This is a genomic window from Paenibacillus sp. FSL H8-0548, from assembly GCF_038630985.1.
Classification (GTDB): Bacteria; Bacillota; Bacilli; order Paenibacillales; family Paenibacillaceae; genus Pristimantibacillus.
Map to the genome: position 1 here is coordinate 6,464,847 of NZ_CP152049.1, position 22,075 is coordinate 6,486,921.

16 protein-coding genes are annotated in these 22,075 nt (G+C 47.3%); 6 read left to right on the top strand and 10 right to left on the bottom strand.

Annotation, left to right across the window (positions count from 1 at the left end):
• Nucleotides 1-74: 74 nt before the first annotated feature.
• Nucleotides 75-1,424, bottom strand: coding sequence for a glycoside hydrolase family 30 beta sandwich domain-containing protein (locus MHI37_RS27345; protein WP_076337536.1), 1,350 nt, complete (start codon nucleotides 1,422-1,424; stop codon nucleotides 75-77).
• A 136-nt stretch (nucleotides 1,425-1,560) separates the two neighbouring features.
• On the opposite strand from MHI37_RS27345, the gene MHI37_RS27350 reads away from it, so the two are divergent.
• From MHI37_RS27350 to MHI37_RS27365, 4 genes are all read left to right on the top strand, one after another.
• Complete coding sequence (locus MHI37_RS27350) at nucleotides 1,561-2,466, top strand: AraC family transcriptional regulator (protein WP_179090237.1); 906 nt, start codon at nucleotides 1,561-1,563, stop codon at nucleotides 2,464-2,466.
• 222 nt (nucleotides 2,467-2,688) lie between these two features.
• A complete protein-coding gene (locus tag MHI37_RS27355) occupies nucleotides 2,689-3,297 on the top strand; it encodes a sigma-70 family RNA polymerase sigma factor (RefSeq protein ID WP_076337534.1) in 609 nt (202 codons plus the stop codon).
• Nucleotides 3,297-3,479 carry a YvrJ family protein gene (locus tag MHI37_RS27360; protein WP_076337533.1) on the top strand — a complete coding sequence of 61 codons (183 nt, stop codon included), beginning with the start codon at nucleotides 3,297-3,299 and terminating at the stop codon, nucleotides 3,477-3,479. The genes MHI37_RS27355 and MHI37_RS27360 overlap by 1 nt, the downstream gene beginning before the upstream one ends.
• Nucleotides 3,469-3,705 carry a helix-turn-helix domain-containing protein gene (locus MHI37_RS27365; RefSeq protein WP_076337532.1) on the top strand — a complete coding sequence of 79 codons (237 nt, stop codon included), beginning with the start codon at nucleotides 3,469-3,471 and terminating at the stop codon, nucleotides 3,703-3,705. Before MHI37_RS27360 ends, MHI37_RS27365 begins: the two co-directional genes overlap by 11 nt.
• Nucleotides 3,706-3,806: 101 nt before the next feature.
• Here the strand turns inward: MHI37_RS27365 and MHI37_RS27370 are convergent, their stop codons facing one another.
• The 5 genes from MHI37_RS27370 to MHI37_RS27390 all read right to left on the bottom strand — a co-directional run bounded on the left by MHI37_RS27370 (nucleotide 3,807) and on the right by MHI37_RS27390 (nucleotide 10,924).
• Nucleotides 3,807-5,423, bottom strand: coding sequence for a response regulator (locus MHI37_RS27370; protein WP_076337531.1), 1,617 nt, complete (start codon nucleotides 5,421-5,423; stop codon nucleotides 3,807-3,809).
• 17 nt (nucleotides 5,424-5,440) lie between these two features.
• Nucleotides 5,441-7,195, bottom strand: coding sequence for a sensor histidine kinase (locus MHI37_RS27375; RefSeq protein WP_076337530.1), 1,755 nt, complete (start codon nucleotides 7,193-7,195; stop codon nucleotides 5,441-5,443).
• Nucleotides 7,196-7,242: 47 nt separating this feature from the next.
• A complete protein-coding gene (locus tag MHI37_RS27380) occupies nucleotides 7,243-8,121 on the bottom strand; it encodes a carbohydrate ABC transporter permease (protein ID WP_076337529.1) in 879 nt (292 codons plus the stop codon).
• A gap of 11 nt (nucleotides 8,122-8,132) precedes the next feature.
• Nucleotides 8,133-9,029: an ABC transporter permease subunit gene (locus MHI37_RS27385; protein WP_076337528.1), complete on the bottom strand. Its 897-nt coding sequence runs from the start codon at nucleotides 9,027-9,029 to the stop codon at nucleotides 8,133-8,135.
• Nucleotides 9,030-9,133: 104 nt separating this feature from the next.
• Nucleotides 9,134-10,924 carry an extracellular solute-binding protein gene (locus MHI37_RS27390; protein WP_076337527.1) on the bottom strand — a complete coding sequence of 597 codons (1,791 nt, stop codon included), beginning with the start codon at nucleotides 10,922-10,924 and terminating at the stop codon, nucleotides 9,134-9,136.
• Nucleotides 10,925-11,200: 276 nt separating this feature from the next.
• Between MHI37_RS27390 and MHI37_RS27395 the strand changes: the two genes are divergently transcribed.
• Complete coding sequence (locus MHI37_RS27395) at nucleotides 11,201-16,492, top strand: X2-like carbohydrate binding domain-containing protein (RefSeq protein ID WP_342556519.1); 5,292 nt, start codon at nucleotides 11,201-11,203, stop codon at nucleotides 16,490-16,492.
• A 174-nt stretch (nucleotides 16,493-16,666) separates the two neighbouring features.
• Here MHI37_RS27395 and MHI37_RS27400 read toward each other — a convergent pair whose 3' ends face one another.
• Entirely contained in the window at nucleotides 16,667-17,539 is an 873-nt protein-coding gene (locus MHI37_RS27400; protein ID WP_179090203.1) for an AraC family transcriptional regulator, read from the bottom strand.
• Nucleotides 17,540-17,695: 156 nt separating this feature from the next.
• On the opposite strand from MHI37_RS27400, the gene MHI37_RS27405 reads away from it, so the two are divergent.
• Nucleotides 17,696-18,427 carry a phytanoyl-CoA dioxygenase family protein gene (locus tag MHI37_RS27405; protein WP_076336667.1) on the top strand — a complete coding sequence of 244 codons (732 nt, stop codon included), beginning with the start codon at nucleotides 17,696-17,698 and terminating at the stop codon, nucleotides 18,425-18,427.
• A gap of 65 nt (nucleotides 18,428-18,492) precedes the next feature.
• Here the strand turns inward: MHI37_RS27405 and MHI37_RS27410 are convergent, their stop codons facing one another.
• The 3 genes from MHI37_RS27410 to MHI37_RS27420 form a co-directional block, all read right to left on the bottom strand.
• On the bottom strand, nucleotides 18,493-19,371 hold the full coding sequence (locus tag MHI37_RS27410; protein WP_076336668.1) for a haloalkane dehalogenase: 879 nt from the start codon (nucleotides 19,369-19,371) through the stop codon (nucleotides 18,493-18,495).
• A gap of 105 nt (nucleotides 19,372-19,476) precedes the next feature.
• Nucleotides 19,477-20,064 (bottom strand): TetR/AcrR family transcriptional regulator, encoded by a 588-nt coding sequence (locus tag MHI37_RS27415; RefSeq protein WP_083676225.1) that lies wholly within the window; start codon nucleotides 20,062-20,064, stop codon nucleotides 19,477-19,479.
• Nucleotides 20,065-20,229: 165 nt separating this feature from the next.
• Nucleotides 20,230-22,005 (bottom strand): sensor histidine kinase, encoded by a 1,776-nt coding sequence (locus MHI37_RS27420; protein ID WP_342556565.1) that lies wholly within the window; start codon nucleotides 22,003-22,005, stop codon nucleotides 20,230-20,232.
• Between the last annotated feature and the right edge of the window lie 70 nt (nucleotides 22,006-22,075).

Sequence of the window (22,075 nt, forward strand, 5' to 3'; positions counted from 1 at the left end):
AAAAGTCACACCAGCTCAAACGAGCTTATATTTTTCGATCATATTTTGGTTCCGTTAGCGGATAGGGTTAAACATTAATGCTGTTTAAAGATAATCGTGTTAAAGGAATCGGCCTGGAGCTCAAATGCGTAGGCTTTGTCTCCATTTGCTATTCGTACGATACGAGACTCAGAAAAAGGATTTCCGACGACCATCACGCGATCACCATTGACAGTCTCGAATGCGACTGCATTTCCCGTCCATGGTCCTCTCACCCCAATACGGTACGCCCCTGGCTCCACGGCGTTTGCAAAATGCTTCATCACATAATATTCTGGGTTATATACGGCCTTCTTAGCATGAGGATCGACTGTAATCATGGCATTTTGCTCCCAGCCCCAAGTGCTGCGTCCTTTCGGTTCAAGCGCCATATTCCAGTAAATATAGGCATTCACGCCGTTCGTGAAATAATGCTGATAGAGCGTAAAGACATATTTTGCATAAAACCAAGTGTTCTCTCCATCGCCGCATTCATTTTCCGTCTGCATATAACGCAGTTCTGGATAACTCATAACGGTTCGCTGGATACCGTACTTTCCTGCCCACTGATAACCAACGCCCTTGACGTACTTGTAAGCATCTGGATCGCTAAGCACTGTATGCGCATAAGAGCTATGATCCTGTACCTTTTTCTTCATCCACTCATCCCACGGTTCAGGCGCGTTGATCGTACCAAGCCAGATCTCCGTATCAAGCCCATGTTTTTCAAAAGCTGGACCCAAATAATCACGAATGAATTCGCGAAGCTGCTCCCCTGTCCAGACACATGAAGGGAATTTCTGATCAGCGACAACCTCGTTCTGAACATGTACCTGATGAATGGTAATGCCTTCTTCACGGTAAGCCTGAACGAATTTGACGAAGTACAGCGCATATGCTTCAAGAATGTCTTTCTCCCAGCGCAACGTTCCATAATTATAGGATCTCGGTGATTTCATCCAAGTGGGTGGACTCCATGGAGAGGCAAACAGCTTTAAGTTGGGATTTTGCTTCAGCGCCTCTTTAATATAAGGAATCAAATATTTTTGGTCGCGTTCGATGGAAAAATGGTTCATCGCCAAGTCTCCGTCCGTCTCGTTGTGGCTATACCACTCCAAAGCATAATCGCTGGCTCCGATTGGCAGCCGACAAATCGCAAAACGATGTGCACCTTCCGGATGAAATAGGTCATGAATGATTTTATTCCGGTCAGAATCACTCAATTGCTGCAATGCGACATATCCTAGTTCATTAAAGCAGCCGCCAAAGCCTTCTACATGTTGATACCGATCCTCTGAAAATGCTAAATCCAACTTTTCCCCAGTTTCTACAAGAGAGGGTGCCATTTGTTCCGACCATTGTAATTCTGGCGTACTGGAGATCCATTTTATTTGTGAAGCAGACATATTCTTACTCCCCCGTTTCATCCTTGCTTTCATGCTATTTCTGTTATAACATGTTAAATCTATTATAAATTCTAGAAAAACATCAGACGATTGTCCAAACCACGACGAATTTACCCAAATCAAAGGTGGGTTTTTGGTGAAAAATATCTACAATAACATCTCATGGGGCGATAATGTTGAGTGGTTGCCTTCAATCGACTGGAACGTCAAATTTTTCGGCGCACATAAACAGCAAGTTCCCTATCAGTGGAGTGTACCGTCTGAGAAACATATCGCCTTCGAGCTCAACCTTATCCTTGAAGGCGAACAAGAAACGATCATGGAGGGAAACTCATATCGGCTTCAAGCGGGAGACATGATCTTGATCCCTCCTGGCTTTAAGCATGTAAATCGCTGTGTGTCTGAGCCGGGCATGCTCTATTTTTGCGCTCATTTTAATGTTGACGACCCCTCGTTCAGGCAAGAAATGATCAAGCATGACCGCATATTGTTTTTATCGGGCACCAGTGACAATAAGCAATTCAGAGCGATAATAAACGAATGGATTATTATGAGCCGAAGTGATGGACTATATTCTTCAGCAGAGCGCTTTCGGCTCCAGGCGCTGCTTTTTGAATTATTTGGCCTTCTTGCTCAGATGATAGCAAGTAAAGCCGGAGCGAAAGAACCGCTAGCTCCAGCTAAAGTCAAATACGCCAAAGCGATCGCTGAGACGATGAAATCCCGTTTTAATTCCCATCTTATCGGAAATGGGCAGCAGCCTACTGCCAATCTGAAAATCGAAGACCTAGCAGCTTTATTGGGGATCAGCCCGGGGTATGCATTAGAGGTATTTCAAGACGTGTATGGGATGTCGCCTAGGCAATATTTATCGGAGCTCAAGCTTCACGAAGCTAAAGTTCTCATTCGACAGCCGGACCTCTCCCTTAAGGAAATCTCGATCCGATTAGGTTATGCAAACTTGTCCCATTTTAGCCGCCAATTCAAGCGTTGGACTGGTATGAGCCCGCTACAATTCCGCAAGACTTGGGATAAAATTTAGGTTATTAACTATACAGGAAGTATTATTACGATGAACCATTCCAAGTTTAGATCTCCAAATCCTAAACGATTTATAGTATAATTCAAAATAAGAACGTACGATCCCCTTTATAAGGGGTTTTTTATTTGCAAATAAATAAGAACATATGTTCTTATTTTGGTTGTTTTTTGAAGTGGCAATTTCACTTTACTAATAAATGAAAAATAAAGAGAGGTGATTTGGATGGCATCGTTAACTTCAGCTCAAAGAGAACGGTTTTACGAATACTGCAATGAAAATCGGTCAGTCTGCTCAGAGCAAGTTGTCCAGAACTTCTTTAAAGATGAGCAAAACATCAAGATTCTTTTAACGGCAATTGATGGGGAGCCCGCGGGGCAAAAAGAACTTGAGGATCGATTTCGAAGGCATTATTTTCGAGTCCGGTTTATCAAATATCTTGCTTCCACAATCAAATACTGCACCATTGATCAAATGCGTTTAAATCAAAAGACGGATAGCCGGAATCAACTTATTTTTGATCGTCCTTGTTCGGAGGAAGGGGACGGAACCGTTGGAGAAATGCTGCTTGGCTTTCAGAACCTTACTAACGTAGAACCGCTCATCACAGAGCCATCTCAATTTCACGCTTCTTTTTTAAACGACCACCTTGCAAACGCGTTCGCTGCCCTATCACCAAAACAACAATTAATCGCTACTCTTTGTTACGCATTATGTTATCAGGATAATGAGATAGCGGAAATGATCGGTGTTTCACCCCAAGCTATCTGCAAAACCAGAAATCTAGCCTTGCAAAAGCTGCGGCTTGCTATGCCGGAGAGGAGGTGTAATTAATGGACGAGACTCAGCCATTAGCGTATTTCATTACAGCGATGAGTGAAGTCGGATTTCCTATCGTGCTAACTGGATATTTATTATTTCGATTTGAAAAAAAGCTGGAAGCTTTGACGGATAACATCTTAAAGCTGAGGAAAATGATCAAAAATGATATGAGCGAGGACAGCCATGGAAAATGAATTGTTTGATTTGGTTCAAAGAGCCCAAAATGGTGATAACGAGGCTATGCACGAAATTATCTCTTTTTTTATGCCGGCTATTAAAAGTGCAAGATACAAAATGAAAGCGGACAGACAAGACGACTTGGAGCAAAATATTGTGGAGACCATTATGCATAAGATCATAACGTATGACTTAACCCAAACTCCAGATTTCTCAGCATTTATTCGCCAGCTGAATGACTAGCAGAAGATATAGATAGCTACAACATATAAGAAAATGAGCTGAAGCGAGATTCATTTGGAATCTGGCTTCAGCGTAAATTCCAATAGGACGGACCGTATGAGTCAGGACAATCCCGTTCGATCGCGGAATTCTTGCGGGGTCATGTTCGTAAACCCCTTAAACAGCTTAATAAAATGCGGCACTGCCTGGTAACCGATCATTTGGGCGATCTCGTATATCTTTTTGTTGCTGCTCCGCAGCAAGTAAGAGGCCAATTCCATCCGATACCGCAGTATATAGTCGCTCAGATTGTTTCCCGTTTCAGCACGATAAGTTCTCGACAAGTAGGCGGGATGAAGGCCGACGTCCGCCGCAATGCTCTGCAGCGATAAATTGCCGTTCATGTTTTCCTCGATAAATTTATGGACCTTGTCAACTAAACAGGCCTGCTTATCTGTTGAATCTCCCGATTGCTCCCTTAGACGTAGGAGCATGAAGAATGCCCATTTCTCTAGCTGCCTAAGCGAAGGAGCGGCCGGCATGAGACCGAAGGAGGACGCACCGAACTCGCTCAGCAGCTTCCCTTTCTTATGCGCCATATACTGGTAGGCGTTGGCAATGGCGAAATACGCCTCATTGGCATGCTCAGGAGGATAATTTTTGCTTTTCAGTTCGGCAAATATTTCGATTAGCTTTTCCTCTGCATGCCCCCAGTTCCCCGTATCGAGCAAATGAATCAGAAGGGGAGGCCGGTACAGCGACGTCAGCGTTTCGATCTGAACCTGATCGAGATTACCCGCTATCCGCAAAAATACGCTTTGCCGCTTCTCTTCGATCACCCTCATTCCATCGATTATCGATCGATAAAGTTCGGGAATGCCTTCAGTCAGGTACGTCCAGCTTTCAGCGAGCGCGATGGAAATGCTGCCGCTCAAGAGCGATTCTGCCTTTTTCTTTAGCGCTGCCGCCCGTACGTCCATCGCAATCCGAAGGGCCTGCTCCTTCGAATCCGTTCTCTCTTTGGGTGAAACGATCATTACGAGATATTCGTTATGATCTCGGCAGAACCACAAATGAAAGGCGTCTCGAAACACCTCTTCCGCCATATTCGTAACTGCATATTCGATAAGCTCTTTATCCATTCTTTCATATTCTTGAAGTTTTCCTTCTAGCCTTACGATGAACAAGCCCACTTTCTGCTGCAAGGAGAAAGGCAAGTTTAACAGGAAAAGCTTCCGTTCCAGCTCTTCTTTAGGGATACTATAACCGTACAGCAGACGATTCAACAGCTCGCCTTGTAGTGCAGGCAAATTTTCGCGGAATGCGTATCCGTCGCGTTGCTGCTGTTGCTGCAGCTTCTTCTCACAAGCGATTTCTTCGGTTAATTTGCTTAGCGTCTCCCGCAATTGATCCGGGTTAACCGGTTTCATCAAGTAGCCGGAGGTATTATACGGGACTACGCTTTTCGCATATTCGAAATCCGCATACCCCGAAATAACGATAATTTTGACTTTCCGCCCCATTTGGCGAATCTCATGAATTAGATCGATTCCGCTCATCTCCGGCATCCGAATATCCGTAATGACGATGTGGATGTTTTGTTCCTGATATAGCTTTAAGGCTTCTTTACCGGAATAGGCTTTATGAATACGGCCAATACCAAGTTCGTCCTTCGGAATTGTCGCTGCGAAACTGTCCACTTGAGAGGGGATATCGTCTACGATCAGAACTTCCAACATCGGAATCGCCTCCGTCCTTAATCATCCTTAATCATCATCAATGCCACTCGAAGCCCGCCTAAATTTGAATGTTCAATCAGAAGTCCCGAGGACTGCCCAAAGTAATGCCTTAAGCGCTGATGAACGTTTCGCAGCCCAAGACTGCGATCCGCGCTTGCCTGCAAAGACAAGGTGTGTCTTAAAGATTCCAAATCAGCTTGCTGCATTCCGACTCCGTTGTCTTCTACGATGAGCTGCCAGCCCTCCTCGGTCCTGTTGCCGGTTATGACGATTTCGAATTTCCCTATCTTGCCTTCCATACCATGTACGATCGCATTCTCGACAAGCGGCTGGAGCAGCAGCCGCGGCATAAGAATAGACATCATGGTTTCTTCGATATGTTCATGAAAATGCAGGCGCTCGGACTGCATCCGATGGATTTCCAAGTAATTGCGAATCAATTCCATTTCTTCGGCCAATGAAGTTAATTGTTGCTCCGTTCGGGTCGTGTAACGATAGTACTGGCTCAGATGCTGCGTGAAAGCGACAATCACTTTCGTTCGATCCAGCTGCGCCATGCTTTGAATATAGGCGAAGTTATTGTACAAAAAATGAGGATTGATCTGCGCTTGCAGGTGCTTGAGCGAAGATTCCTTGGCATGAAGCTGTTCAGCGTACACCTTATCAATAAGCGTCTGAATATCCTCTGACATTAAGTTAAACTGCTCGATCAAATAATGGAACTCGTTATGGGGCCCGAGCTTGATCCGATGATCATATGCCCCCCGCCTGAGCGACTTCACCGCCCGGATCAGATCGTTGATCGGTTTCTGTACATTGCGGTACAGCAAGGCCGCAGAAGCAATGCCCATCAGCAGCAGCAGCAGCCCCGAGGCATAAAACATCCGCTTGCTGTGATCAATGGGGGCAAGCACCTTTTTCATTGGCTGGAAATCGACCATATACCATCCATCCAGCGAGGCTGAAGGTACGTAATTAACAAGATACGGTTCATTATGGAAGGTGATCTTGGCAGACCCTTCGGTCGGGTTCTTTGCTTTGATAATATCGAATTGCTCTGCCATGGCGCCCGTCAACTCGGGGTCGAGATCCCGCGGTATGATCGGTACATAGCCCGGATGATAGAGGAACGGCTGTCCAACACTGCCTTGCATGAACCTTTCGAGCATTTTCACAAGACTTTCCGATGTGAAAGTAACCTCGACATACAAATTCGGATCTCCCCGTTTCGCAAGTGACTGGTAGGGTGTAATCAAATTTCGGACGAATGCTTTCTCAGGTCCTCGGTCCGCCACGATAACACGATAATCCCAACTTTGCTGGATCGCATCCTTGAAGTAATCCGCATCGTAATTTTGCTTTAAATTCGTAGAAACGACGACATCGGAAAGGGGGGAATATACGGTGAAATCATTTGTCCATTCGAAAGAGGTTGACTGCATATCCAGCTTCTGCAGCAAAAGCCGCTTCGAAGCCAATATGGAATAAGAAGCTTCAGTGGCAGACTGAAGCTGCAATTGCTGCGTATCCGGGTCGGCTGCAACAACGAAGGCGGCTCTCCATAGCCGGTCCGCCTCGACGTCCATCTGCTCCACGAAAAATCGGATCCGATTCAGGTTGATCTGAAGCAGCTCTTGTTCAACAACACCGGTGCTGGTCTTATTTGATGAATCGTACATGAATATAATCGGGATAAGCATCAGGACGATCACGATTATGACTTTTGTGAAAATATTCATTTTGCCGACCGTTCCCCGTCTGAATTTAAACATGGCGCTCACCCGATTCGATCATATTCTTATCCTTGGTTAAAACCCCTTTAGGACTTTACCGAGCCCAGTACGATTCCTTTCACGAAATACTTTTGCAAAAAAGGGTACACGAGTAAAATTGGCAACGCCCCGATAAAAATTTGCGCTGATTTGATGGTTCGGTTTGAAAAATTTTCTATACTTTCCAATGTTACACCGATCCTTGACAAATTGTCACTAACAATCATCGAATGCAAATAAGTAGCAAGTGGATACCCATTCGGATTGGACATATAGATCATGCCGTCAAACCATGAATTCCAATGAAAAACCATCGTAAATAAAGACAACGTCGCAATGGATGGCATCGATACGGGTAAATAAATACTCCATAGCACTCTCAGATGGCCGGCTCCATCAATATAGGCGGCCTCTTCCAACTCCTGCGGAATTGTCCGAAAAAAATTGAGCATCAATATCATATTCCATACGCTGACGGCCGAGGGCAGCACCAGCGCCCATATGGTATCGATCAAGTGCAGCTTGCTTACCAATACATAAGAAGGGATCAGCCCTCCCGAGAACAGCATCGTGAATACAAAAATCCAAATGTAAATTTGACGCCCAGGAAATTTGTGGGTTGTTTTCGATAAACTATAGGCTGCCATCGTAATGACGGCCATCGACAGCACTGTGCCTAATACGGTCCGCTCTAAGCCGGTCCACAAAGATTGGATGAACATTTCGTTGCCGAGCGTCTTCACATAGGCATCCGTCGTAAATCCGACCGGCCAGAAATTGACGATATTCGCTGTTGCTGCAGCCCGCGAGCTGAATGACAACGCAAACACGTGAAGGAGAGGGAGAACACAAATAAGCGACAGCAGGCTAAGAAAGATCGTGTTCGAGATCGTGAATACGGTGTACCCTCTAGAGCGATAGCGCATGGTCGTCCTCCTTAAAAGATTCGGTAATTAGCAAATTTGGAAGCCATTACGTAACTGATTATAATCAAAACGAAGCCGATCGCCGATTTGAATAGTCCGACCGCCGTTCCGAAGCTGAACTGTCCGTTGTTCAACCCTTCCCGGTAGACGAACGTATCGATGATATCTCCATGCGAATAGACGAGAGGATTGTAAAGATTCAAAATTTGATCGAATCCAGCATCCAAAATCCGACCTAGCGACAACGTGGCGACGACGATGACGATCGGCATAATAAGAGGAACCGAAATCAATTTGACTTGCTGCCAACGTGATGCCCCGTCGATTTCGGCAGCTTCATACAAAGCCGGATTGATGCCCACCAGCGTAGCTAGGAAAATAATCGTAGAAAATCCAAATTCTTTCCAAACGTCGCTCAAAATGACCGTAAACCGAAACCAATTGCCGTCACCTAAGAAAAAGATACTCTGGATGCCGAACACATTCAGAAGACGATTGACGATTCCGCCCTCCGTCGACAGAATATCGATCAAAATGCCACCCAAGATGACCCACGACAAAAAATGCGGCAAATAGACAAACGTCTGCACGGCTCTCTTAAATAATGTCTTGCGGACTTCATTGAGCAGCAAAGCGAAAACGATCGGAATGAATAAATTCATGATCAATTTGAACGCGGAAATAATTAATGTATTCCATATAATCTGCTTGCCGTCCGGATAGGTGAACAGGTACCGGAAATGCTCAAAGCCTACCCAAGGTGAACCTTTAATCCCAAGCCATGGCTCATAGTCCTGGAAGGCAATGACGGCCCCGAACAAAGGAACATATTGAAACACGATGCACAATACTAAGGCCGGCAGCAAGAGAATATGAAACGGCCATGTTTTTCGCAAATACGCTACCATTACGCACCTTCTTATCTTCGGAAAATAGAGAAGGAGCGAGCGAGCCAAGGCTGCCCTCTCCTCCGTCTTCAATTTTTTATTTCTTCAAATGCGGTCAACGATCATTACTGGTTTTTTGCATACCATTCGTTGACTTCGTCCGTAATCTTCTGGCCGCCGTTATTTAGCCATTGTTTGATGAATTCATCGAAGTGTTCAACCGGTTTTTCGCCGTAGATGATTTTAAGATAGCTTTCCGTAGCGAGTTTCTTCAGCAATTCGCCTTTTGACTTCATCGTCGGTGTCATCGGGCCGGTATAATAGTTTTTACCTTCGGCGACGGTTTGGTTAATCCGAACGCCTGCAGCGTCAAGTTGTCTCTTCTTCATTTGCTTGACGTCAAACTCCATAGACGTTACGGGCTCGGCGTTAGGATCGGCCAAAAACTTCTTGACCGCTGCAATGTTGGAATGTGGAATGCTCGTAAAGTTGCCAAGAATATTCGTCATCATGAATCTGATGTCCATCGTGCCGCCGTCTTTCAGCGGCCATTGGTCCGCCGGTACTCCTGTCTCTTCGTAGTTGCCCTTGATAACTTTACCGTTGAATTTGACGTAATCGTACCCTTCATGGTAACCATCTTTCCAGCGCGGATCGAAGTATGGATCGCCTTCCAGCTCCAATTTTTTCGCGAATATTTTGTTAAAGTACGCGAACCAGGCATCGATATGTTTGAAGTCTTTGTTGAAAACCGTGAATCCTTGGGTCAGAGGCTTCTCCGCGCGGCCCACCAAGCCGTTAGGTCCCGCTGGAAGCGGATATGGCTGGAAATCAGCATCTGGATTGTTCTTGGTCGCGTCACCGAGCGGCCAATCGCCCATCCAGAACGGTCCGAACATGATGCCGGCCTTGCCGCTTGCTGCTAATTCGGAGGCTTTGGACGGATCCTTGATTCCGGCCTCTTTATCCATGTAGCCATTGCTCATCCAATCTCTCATCTTTTCCAAATACAGCTTGGCGTCCGGATGAATCGCGCCATAGCTCAGCTTGCCGTCTGCACCCTTGTTCCAGAACAAGCGCACGTCATACGTATTGATCATTTGATCAGTTAGGGCGGCGACAATCGCGTCGGTCTGGCCCATCCAAGTCCAAGGCCCTTCTTTAAGCGGCACGGCCAATCCGATCGTATCCTTCTTGCCATTTTGATCGGGATCGTTCTCCGTGAATTGCTTGAGAACGTTTTCAAATTCATCCAACGTTTGGGGCGGTTGAAGGCCTAGGTTTTCAAGCCAGTCTTTGCGAATCCACATCACGGTGCCTTCATCACCCATGAAGAAGGCTGGCAAACCATAAATCTTACCGTCTTTCTTGACCTCGCCCAGTGCGTAATCATACTTCTCCAGCATCTTCTTATACTCAGGATGTGCGTATTTCTCGATAGCTTCGTCCAAAGGCATCAGTTTATCGGCTGCGAGCAAATTTTGCAGCGGATCGTTCCCGGCGGCAAATGCATCCGGCAGCTTGCCTCCGCTGGAGAGCAGAAGGCGAAGCTTCGTATCGTAATCCTCCGGTTTCGTTACGATAAAATCGAATTTCACGTTGATTCCTATATTGTCCTTCATCCAGCTGAGGTTCATGTTGTCTTCCATGGACTCGCCAGGCTTAAACGCATTGCCCCTCGAAGTACCATCGTCTACGATTGCAGTCGTAATCGTGACCGGAGGGTCAAACTTCTGATTCCACAGCTCCGCCCTCTCTTCCGCTTTAGCTGGTTCTGTTGCAGACGGACTGTTGGCTGTGCTCGTCGGACTCGCCGAATTTTGATTGTTACTGTTCGTACAGGCGGCTAATATCGGCAGCAGTCCAATTGCAATCGAAAGCGTTAATAACCTTATGACCTTCGCATAACGACTCATAAATAACCCCTTTTCTTAGACAATGGTGGTACACTTCAAATTATATGGACTTGGCAGGAGTGCGTATATATTCGATTTTTAACGTGATATAGAAAAACGTACATTTATTCCCTCTCGATTCATTCTATACTTCTCGATTAAGCCCTTGCAGTGCCTGCCAATGGCGGTTCAACAGCAAGTCTTTCATTATTCTTTCAGAGGGCTTTGTTATAGTTGCTAAGTCTGTTTATTTAGTGTACTGCGAAATGAATTCACATGAGGTAGGGGATGATGATAATGAAAAAATGGCTTTCTGTATGTTTGATCGTCGTTATGCTGCTTGGCCCGTTGGTGCAGCCAAGCCAGGTGGACGCTGCGAGTCCGATCTTATTTACCGAGGTTGTCTCGTATAATCAGGGGGCATTGGCTTTGGATCAAGCGGGTCATATATGGGCTTGGGGTACAAATCGGGGCAAATATGGAGACGGATCAACCTCCGAAAACAATTTGCCAAGGCGCATTTCGGTGCTTGAAAACGGATCCGAGGTGCAGTTTGAACAACTAGAGACCCAATACTATAATTCGTATGCGCTGGACGTTTCCGGGCATATATGGGTAACTGGGAGTAATGCATATGGTCAATTAGGAATCAGCAAAGATACAACCGAGCTGTTGGTATGGACGAAACTGGATATTCAGGAGAACGGGACCGCTGTTACTTTCACAAAAGTGGATGCAGCACGCCGAGCACTCGGGGCTTTAGATAGTAACGGCTATATATGGGAATGGGGAGGTGAGTATGGGAACATACCTGTTCCTACGAAACGGATCGATATGAACGGTGCGACGCGGATTAGGTTCGAAGATATTAGCATGATTGAGGTGACCGGATTCGCGCTCGATGAAAATAAACAAATATGGAAGTTTTATGATTATCAATCGCTAGCGGAACCATCCTCTCTGTCGGTGATGGAGAGTGGTAGCAACGTTCGATTTAAAACCATTTCAAATGGGGATACGGATGGAATAGCTGGAAATTTTGCAGTCGCTATCGATGAGGGTGGAGATTTATGGACTTGGGGGACATATATTCTTGAATACAAAGGGGAGCTCGGTAACGGTGACCATACGGGGGCTATTGTACCCCTACCGACCCGTATCTCCGTGTCCGATAACGGATCTCCGGTTAAGTTTAAGCAAGTACATGCGGGAAACAAGTACGTGCTCGCAATCGATACGAGCAATACGATATGGACGTGGGGGCATAACAACAGCGGGCAATTAGGCGACGGGACAACGAACAATCAGTACGTGCCGCATAAGCTGCCTGTGAGTTATGACGGGAGTCCGGTTCAATTTCAATCGATCTATGGCTATCAAGGCACATCCTATGCAATCGATACGAGTGGTCGGGTGTGGGCTTGGGGAGCACAGCAATCTTTGGGGCTTGGCTTGACGGGCTTGCAGACAACCCCCACTCGGTTTTATTTACAGCCTTCGATTACGTTAACGAGAACGCCGAATTCATCCACGTTTCTTCAGCAGGTCACGTTGAAAGCGACGATTACAGGGGCTTATTCTACGCCTACGGGGACTATTGTGTTTAAAGATGGCGCTACGGTGCTAGGCAGCGCTTCCCTAAGTGGTAGCGGAGAAGCGCAACTGAACGTATCGAACCTTGCGGTAGGAAGCCATTCTTTAACAGCCACTTATTCGGGGAATGACATCTATATGGCAAAGGCTACAGGGGATCAAACGCATACCGTCTCGATGCCAGCGATGCCCGATATCCAGATTACACCATCTACGACTGCTAATACCGCAGGTCCAATCACACTGGCTGTAGCCGTACAGGCGAACGGGAGCGGCAATTCCATTGTGAGTACAAAATGGCTGGCGGGGACTCAGAACGTTTCTGCTTTTGCAGGAGCAGGAGGAACGAATGTCTCGGGTGGAAGCTTTCAAGTGTCGAATGGCGGAGCCTATACCGTTTATGCCAAGGATTCGGCTGGGAACGAAAAGGTCAGCGTTTTTACGGTAACGAATATAAACAGTGAAATTAGTCCGGCAACAGCGAGCTTTGACAAATATGCCGGAGCGACAGGCTATCTCGATGTGACGACCACAATGACATTAAAAGGAAATACGTTGACAAGCATCCAGAACGGTGCAGCGACACTGACAGCGGGATCGAATTATACGGTTAGTGGTAACAACGTTACCATTGGGAAATCGTACCTCGCTGCACAGTCGACCGGTACGACAACGTTGACTCTCTCGTTTAGTGGTGGAGCGACGAAGACGCTTGCGGTGTCAGTGAGTGATTCGACGCCGAGCATCTCCCCTACAACAGCGAGCTTTGACAAATATACAGGAGCCTCTGGCTATGCCGATGTGACAACGACGATGACATTGAATGGCTATACGTTAACGAGCATCCAGAACGGCGCAGCTACACTTGCAGCGGGATCAAATTATTCGGTCAGCGGTAATAGCGTTACGATTCAGAAGGCGTACCTTGCCGAACAATTGACCGGCACGACAACGTTAACGCTCACATTTAGTGGTGGAGCTACGAAGACGCTTGCGGTGACGGTGAGTGATTCGACGCCGAGCATTACACCGATGACTGCGAGCTTTGACAAATATACGGGAGCCTCTGGCTATGCCGATGTGACAACGACGATGACGTTGAATGGCGATACGTTGACGAGCATCCAGAACGGCGCAGCTACACTTGCAGCGGGATCAAATTATACGGTCAGCGGTAATAGCGTTACGATTCAGAAGGCGTACCTTGCCGAACAATTGACCGGTACGACAACGTTAACGCTCACATTTAGTGGTGGAGCTACGACGACGCTTGCGGTGACGGTGAGTGATTCGACGCCGAGCATTACACCGATGACTGCGAGCTTTGACAAATATACGGGAGCTTCTGGCTATGCCGATGTGACAACGACGATGACATTGAATGGTCATACGTTAACGAGCATCCAGAACGGCGCAGCTACACTTGCAGCGGGATCCAATTATATGGTCAGTGGTAACACCGTTACGATTCAGAAATCGTACCTCGCCACACAGTCGAACGGTACAACAATGTTGACTCTCACGTTTAGTGGCGGGGCGACAAAGACGCTTGAGGTGGCGGTGAGTGATTCGACGCCGAGCATCAGCCCGACAACAGCGAGCTTTGACAAATATACGGGAGCCTCTGGCTATGCTGATGTGACAACGACGATGACGCTGAATGGTCATACATTGACCAGCATCCAGAACGGCGCAGCTACACTTGCAGCGGGATCCAATTATACGGTCAGTGGAAACACCGTTACGATTCAGAAAGCGTACCTCGCCGCACAGCCCTCCGGTACGACAACGTTGACGCTCACATTTAGTGGTGGAGCTACGACGACGCTTGCGTTGACGGTGAGTGATTCGACGCCGAGCATCAGCCCGACAGCAGCGAGCTTTGACAAATATTCGGGATCATTGGGTCATGTGGATATAGCGACGGAGCTGATGCTAAATAGCGATACGCTGGTCGGCATCTCGAACAATGGAGAACCGTTGACGGCAGAAATCGACTACACGGTCAGTGGCAGCACGGTAACGATCGCTACCTCCTACCTCGCCACACAGCCGACGGGTACAACAAATATAACGTTGGCGTTCAGCGGAGGAGCTACGCAAACATTGGCGGTGGCGGTGAGTGATACAACGCCGAGCATTTCAATGATGACAGCGAGCTATGACCGCTATACGGGATCATTAGGTCATTTGGATATAACGACGGCGATGACGCTTCACAATGACACGCTGGTTAGCCTGACGAACGATGGAGTTCCGTTGACAATCGGAATGGACTACACATCAATTGGCAGCACGGTAACGATCACGAGATCCTACCTTGCCGAGCAATCGGTCGGCACGACAAGCTTGACGTTCACGTTCAGCGGAGGAGCAACTCAACTATTAGCGGTCGCGGTGGATGATTCCACACCGAGCCTGACGCCGACGACAGCCAGATTTGATCGCTATGCCCACTCCCTAAGTCATGTCGATGTATCAACAGAGCTGACACTTCATAGCGACTCGCTAGTCAATATCTCAAATAGCGGAACACTATTGACGCCAGGAATCGACTACACAGTCAACGGCACTACAGTAACAATCGCTGCCTCCTACCTCGCCGCACAGCCGGCGGGTACGACAAGCTTGACGTTCACGTTCAGCGGAGGGGCTACGCAAACGTTGGCGGTGACGTTTAATGATACGACGCCGAGTGTGAAGCCGACGTATCGCATTGAAGAAGATTCATTGCTTGGCGTGATTCTGCACATCGACGCATCGATGCTTGTTACCCATGTAACTCCAGACGGAACAACTGTTCAGAAAGTTCGGATTCCAGACATCGCGATAACGGAAGCGGCGAATTTGCTTGCACGTGCAGCGCATTCACAACTTATCATTCGTGTGGACACAGCAAGCGATATACAGGTGGAGCTATCCGGTGGAGCGATGGAACTCATTTTGAAAGCAGCGCCTGGAGCAATGTTGCAAGTTATGGGAAAACAGGCTCGAATGGAGCTGCAAGCAAGTGGGTTTGATCTAGCAAGCTTAGCCAAACTTATGGGTGTAGCAGTAGCGGATTTGAAAATTGTAACCACTATGAAACAAGTAAACGACGATATCGTGAAGCAGTTGAAGCAAGTGGGAGTTGTTACCGGATTCCATGTTGTCGGCACTCCGATAGACTTTCAAGTTCATATCGAAGCGAACGGTCAAATCAAATCGATTCGAGATATGGGTGGAACGTACCTCGTGCGAGCGATCATTCACAATGCGGATACCGAGCCGGGTCATGTCCTCGCCGTGTATTTCGATCCTGCGACAGGGAGCGTAGTACCGGTTCCGAACAAACGAATCATGCGCGAGGACGGGCAAGTGGAAGTCGAGATGCAAGCGCCGAACAACAGAATCTATAGCATGGTCAGCACGACGAAGCGTTCATTTGCCGATTTGCAAGGACATTGGTCGCAGCAAGATGTGGAGCTGCTCGCGTCCAATCTGATCGTTAACGGTGTATCGAAGGATCAATTTGCACCGGACGTACGCATTACGCGGGCAGAATTTGCTTCTCTGCTTGTACGGTCACTAGGCATGTCATTGGAGAAAGATCAGGCTTATCGAGGTTTCGCGGATGTTGCATCAGATGCATGGTACGCATTAGCGGTAGAAGCAGCGTCGAAGGCGGGACTGGTAAATGGAATAAGCGCAACCAAATTTGCGCCTCATGAGCCGATTACCCGTGAACAGATGGCGGTTATGATCGCAAGAGCGCAGATACTTGTCCGTACCTTGCAAGTGACACCAGACGGAGCAGAGGATGCTCAGCTACAGACGTTTACGGATATGCAGAAGATATCACCGTGGGCACTTGAAGCAGTGGACGAGATGGTCGCATCCGGCATTATGAACGGGCTCGATCCGACCCAGTTTGCACCAGCCGAATTGGCCACTCGAGCACAGGCGGCGACGATTCTGAAGCGATTTATGCAAAACGTTGGTTTTATTGATGGATGATAGGTAGTCGGTACGGCAAGAAATAGTGCTCTAATCAGAAGCCGCTGAAGAACTTGTGGTTTTTCGGGACGCTTAAAGATAGACGAATAAAAAGACGACCTTTATCCCCACTTTTCGGGGGTAAATGTCGTCTTTTCGTTATCTAAGAATTAAAGTCCTCGCTAGTTAACCGAGCTATTCCACTTTATAAAGGTGCGAAATATCTCTTCGATATGCACTTGGTGTACAAGCATATCGTTGCTTGAATGCCCGTTCAAAGTGAGGCACTGTGTTAAATCCGGATGCATGGCAAATCTCAGTTACCGTTAGGTGGGTAGAACGAAGAAGTGAGCTGGCTAATTGCAGTCTAAGCTTCTGCAGATAAATCTGATATGATACTCCAGTTTGCTGATGAAAGCATTCACTAAAATAATTATCGGAAAGACCTGCATGAGCTGCTACTTCATGCAAAGTTAGCTGTTCTCTGAAGTGATGGTGCATATAAACAAGCGCCCTTTGAATAGATGGATGCATTTGCATGGAGTCGTTGCGTAATATGTCTCCTGCACTTGAGCGTTTGCTGCACGCGCGGATAAGTTCAATGATCATTCTCTCTAATGCACCTTGAATGACTATTTCTGCTCCGAAGTCCGTCTGAACTGATTCCTCCCAAATTCTATTACACTCCCGATCGATTTGGCTTGAAAGCTCATCAGGAAAAATATGCATATACTGCGTTTCTGAGCGAAAGATCATTTGGAGCACTTCATACCTAATAAACCGCTCTTCAAAAATAAGATCATATAAACAGATCGTTTCATCGGGATCCGGGATAATTTTATGAAAATCAGCTGGAGTAAGCAGAAACATCATGCCTCGCCGTAAAGACATCTGCTCGCCATTTAACAAATGCATGCCCGTACCGGAAACGACGAACGCAATTTCGAAAAACTCATGCCAATGTGTATCAATATCACGGGTAATCGTATGCTGAAATATTCGAAACGGTGATGAGAGTGTCAAATAATTCTCATTCATCAATCGTTCTGGAGTTAAATTCGCATTCAAGAGAATTACTCCTTTCCTGTTTGATAGATACTTTATCATAGCATCCGAAAATATGCATACTTTTCCCAATGCTAAGCGTAGTCCTTATGACTGTTGAATTGCTATGATAAATCCATGTTAAACATTACTGACAATGTCAGAAGGGATATGATTTTAATGGCTAAACTTATACAAGAAGAAGTAAAACATTATGAGGAAAATGGTTATCTGCTGCACCAGAAACAATTATTTGATCCTGAACAAATGCAGGAATTATCGAGTATTTTCGAAGAACAATGGTTAGCGATAGGCAAGAAACTGAACAGTGAACTCGATACGCCGCATTTTCGCGACGAGAGGCTTCTGAAATTCCTGCTTAACGATAAAGTGCTTGACTTAGTAGAGCCGTTAATCGGTCCAAACATTGGTTTGTGGTCAAGCCACTTCATAGCTAAGGAACCTTTTGTAGGCAAGCAAACGCCATGGCATGAAGATTCAGCTTATTGGAACGGCAGATTGGACAGATTTGATAAAATCGTTACGGTTTGGCTTGCGATTGACCGAAGCAATAAAGAAAACGGATGTATGCGAGTAATCCCGGGGACCCACAAAAACGGTTTTTCGGAGTATGAAACAGTGAGCGAGGACAGCAATATTTTTAGTAGCCAGATTAAAAATATCGACGAATCCAAATCCGTGTACTTCGAGCTTGAACCAGGTGAATGCTCGCTGCATGACTCACGTATTGTTCACGGCGCCGCACCAAATACAAGTCCGTATCGTCGATGCGGTTATACAATGAGATACTTTTCTACGGAAGCGAAAGTTCTTCCCGACAAAAATCCAAACTTCAAGATCTGGCTTGCACGCGGTAAAAACATTGCTGGAAGCACATTTGTAAACGAATAAACCGGGAGCAGACGCCGAGGCATTGCTCCCAGATTTGAGACGCCTAGACATGAAGGCAGCCGTTATTAGGTCAGATCCTTCAACCAGTCAGCAAGGGCGATGCCAATCTCATCAGGCGAGTCTTCCTGGGGATAATGGCGTCCACGAACGGTGATCTCGGTTTGCACTGGCCAGGTACGGCAGAAGTCTACAAGAGTAGACGGCATCGTGCCTGGATCACAGTTGACGAATAGTTTGGGAATCGAGCTCTGTGCCAACCACGCTCCGTAAGTGGTGACAATGTCAGTCACATCTTTCGGCTCACCATCAAATGGCAGTTGTCGCGGCCAGGTTAGTGTAGGACGGCGTCCTTCGCCGGGCTGCGAGAATGGCCGACGATATTCTGCCATCTCTTCCTCCGTCAGCTTACGCATAATACCGATTGGAAGGTTAGTCTCAATGAAAGAGTTTTGTTCTAATACCATCTGCTCACCTTCCTGGGATCGCAATGCCTGGAAGATTTTCCGTCCCGCTTCAGGGATCTCGCTCCAGCTGCGAGGTTTTATGATTCCCTCCATATAGGCAATTCCTTTCACGGCCTCCTGATGGCGATACGCCCAATCAAATCCTAGGGCCGACCCCCAATCGTGCACAACAAAGGTAACTCGCTCGCGAACGCCAAGTCGATCCAAAAGGGCATCGAGATAGCGACGATTCTCGACAAAGGTATAGGATCCCGGTCCACTACTCGGAAGTTTCTCGGAGTCCCCCATGCCAATGAGATCAGGAACAATGCAGCGACCGAGATTTTGAGTATAAGGAAGAATATTCCGCCAGAGATACGAGGAAGTAGGGTTGCCGTGCAGGAATACAATCGGATCGCCACTTCCCACCTCCACGTAGGCCATCTCTAGATCAAACACCCGTTGACGCTTCTTTTCGTAGGGAAAAGACGAACTAATCATTTAGCATCTCACCTTTCACTTTTAAAATGAATGCAAGTACATACTTTCATATGTTGTTAAAGAAAAGCCCCGATTGGAGCTGTTCAAAGAGCAACCTAAATATAATTAGGGACTAAGCGCCTTAGCAAATAAACGTACACTTTCTTCAATAAATTCGTTCAGCGTCTCTTCCGAAACCGCTTCTTTCGTATTTAGACTACTGATAAAAGCTCCAAAATTCATCCACATAAACGATAATGCTTGGATTTCTGGATTTGAAGTAACAACTTTGCCTTGTGATGACATGGTCGTTAAATACTCCGTGAGCAGGTTTTTCAAATGCTTAGGGTTGTTGGAAGCCTCTTGAAGAACGGAATCAGGAAGAATACTGCTTCCTTTGAGTGAGATTGAAATTAGTTTTCTGTTCCTATTCATGATGTTATGGTACGTACGGCTGAGTGTAAGAAGATCCTCATGCAAATTCCCTTTCAGACCCTCGTTAAAAAGCTTTGTCATCTCATTCCCGTAGTGAAACCGCTTGAAAGCGGCCTCTAGCAGCTTTTCTTTCGTTCCAAAATGCCGAAATATAGTGACTTCGTTCACTCCGGCGGCTAATGCGATTTCTTTGGTAGTTGTACTGTCATATCCTTTTTCGGCCATGAGGCTGATGGCTGCCAGCAATATTTTTTCGCCTGTAGGTGGATTAGCGCTCATGAATCTCTTCTCCCTTTAATGCAAGTGCTCACTTTCATTCATGTTCATATTCTAGATTAAGTGTAACTAACTGTCAACAACAACAGATCCACACCTCCAAGTCATGAAGGCGCGGATCTGTTTACCCTTTTAAAAACTTCCAACGACTGCCTTTCAATAGAGCCACTAATCTCCAGTATCGTTAGAATTCCGAGAGGCAGCAACCTCCGCTCTCATCCGAACCGTGACGGAGGTGCCGACTCCGACCTGTGAAGCGATGCTTAGACCGTACCCTTCGCCAGCATACAGCTTGATCCGCTCGTTCACGTTAAACAAGCCATAGGAGCTTCCGGTGCCCGTATGATCGTCAGTGACGACGCGCTCCTCCGTCAGGAGGCGGCGAGACAGCTTTTCGTCCATTCCAATACCATTGTCGGAAATGACGAAGACGAGATCGCCTTGTTCCAACTCGACCGTAATATCGATTCGTCCCTTGCGATCCTTCGCCTTGCGAATGCCATGCAGCAAGGCGTTCTCGACAATCGGCTGCAGGATCAGCTTGGGCATTCTGTACCTCTCCAGCCCCTCGCCCGCGGCAACATTAAAATCGAACGAACCAAGGAAACGGCTCTGCTGGATTTCGAGATACACTTCGGCCAGTTTCAGCTCGTCCATCACGCTTACGATATTTTTGCCCTTATTCAGACTGAGGCGGAAATATTTCGCGAGACTGTCGATCATCGCGCTTATGTCGGTCGCGCCCTTCCCGATGGCAATCCAGTTGATCGTATCCAGCGTATTGTAGAGAAAATGCGGATTGATCTGCGCTTGCAGCGCTGACAGCTGTGCTTCGCGTTCGCGAATCTCGGCAGTGTAATTCTCTTCCACAAGCGTGCGAACTCGCAGGATCAGATGGTCGACGCTTCGCTCCAGCATATGGAAGTCGCCATTGACCGCAGGCAGATCGTGCAAGCCGTCGATACCGTCCTTGCCCTCCTTGCCTTCTTTGCGGATGACCGTGATCACATGATTGACGCGGCGATTCATCCCCCGTACGATAATCGCCAGCAGGACAAACGGAAGGATCAGAAACAACGCGATATATTCGATCAGTGAGCGCCACTCCGACCGTTTCGTTAGCAATTGCGTAGCCTTGGAAAGTTGGGATTTCGTTCCCTGAGCGACTAACTTCCAGCCCGTTGGTGAAAGCGTCGTGTACAGCACGTCGCTTTGTTCGCCGTTCAGCAGGAGAGACGTCGTTCCTTCAGTCCCTTCGTTCAGCGCATCCAGCATATGCGGTTCTACAGCCGTGCCGATAAGCGCCGCATCGGGATGATAGACGACCGCTCCCTCCCGATCAACGAGATAGACCGATGTGCCCGGCGCGAACTGCAGCTCGGAGAGAATGCCCGAGACGATGCCCTGACGGATGTCGATCATAAGCACGCCGGACACTTTAGCATAATCGTCGGGATCGCGCAGCATACGAGCGGCGGACAATATCGACTCATCAGGTGCACCGAGATACGACTCCTCGTAGACGCCTGTCCATACGATACTGCCGTTTCCGCCGATGATGGAATGGAACCACGACCTATTCCTCAAGCTGTCCAGCGTAAAAAAATTAATTCTCTCTTCCGCGTACAGCTTAGATTTGTCCACGAACAACCGAACGCGAAACACGTCGGAATTCGACTGTACCGTCTCGACCAAATACCGCAAATCCTCGATCACCTTGATCTGAGTGCCGATGGACTGATCATCCGAATTAATTAACAAATATGAATGCAGGTTTGCGTTCATGAACGCGGCGTCGCTAATATCTTCAATGCGCTCCAGTCGGTAAGAGAGATTGCTCCCAGCCTGCTTGAGCGCCTGCTGCATCGTCCGGACGACCTCACTCTTCAGAATATCCGCGGAGCGCTCATAATAGCCGTACAAGAAGATACCCGTCGGGAGCACAATGAGCAACAGATACGCGATCAACCAAGCGCGAGGGATCGTGAAACGGCGAATCGCCGCTAGCTGGCGC

Bases quoted from the DNA above. Each gene is read 5' to 3' on its own strand.
- MHI37_RS27410 (WP_076336668.1), bottom strand. From the start codon at position 19,371: ATGATTAGTTCGTCTTTTCCCTACGAAAAGAAGCGTCAACGGGTGTTT.
- MHI37_RS27365 (WP_076337532.1), top strand. From the start codon at position 3,469: ATGGAAAATGAATTGTTTGATTTGGTTCAAAGAGCCCAAAATGGTGAT.
- MHI37_RS27345 (WP_076337536.1), bottom strand. From the start codon at position 1,424: ATGTCTGCTTCACAAATAAAATGGATCTCCAGTACGCCAGAATTACAA.
- MHI37_RS27380 (WP_076337529.1), bottom strand. From the start codon at position 8,121: ATGCGCTATCGCTCTAGAGGGTACACCGTATTCACGATCTCGAACACG.
- MHI37_RS27360 (WP_076337533.1), top strand. From the start codon at position 3,297: ATGGACGAGACTCAGCCATTAGCGTATTTCATTACAGCGATGAGTGAA.
- MHI37_RS27395 (WP_342556519.1), top strand. From the start codon at position 11,201: ATGAAAAAATGGCTTTCTGTATGTTTGATCGTCGTTATGCTGCTTGGC.
- MHI37_RS27390 (WP_076337527.1), bottom strand. From the start codon at position 10,924: ATGAGTCGTTATGCGAAGGTCATAAGGTTATTAACGCTTTCGATTGCA.
- MHI37_RS27385 (WP_076337528.1), bottom strand. From the start codon at position 9,029: ATGGTAGCGTATTTGCGAAAAACATGGCCGTTTCATATTCTCTTGCTG.
- MHI37_RS27370 (WP_076337531.1), bottom strand. From the start codon at position 5,423: ATGTTGGAAGTTCTGATCGTAGACGATATCCCCTCTCAAGTGGACAGT.
- MHI37_RS27375 (WP_076337530.1), bottom strand. From the start codon at position 7,195: ATGTTTAAATTCAGACGGGGAACGGTCGGCAAAATGAATATTTTCACA.
- MHI37_RS27355 (WP_076337534.1), top strand. From the start codon at position 2,689: ATGGCATCGTTAACTTCAGCTCAAAGAGAACGGTTTTACGAATACTGC.
- MHI37_RS27415 (WP_083676225.1), bottom strand. From the start codon at position 20,064: ATGAGCGCTAATCCACCTACAGGCGAAAAAATATTGCTGGCAGCCATC.
- MHI37_RS27405 (WP_076336667.1), top strand. From the start codon at position 17,696: ATGGCTAAACTTATACAAGAAGAAGTAAAACATTATGAGGAAAATGGT.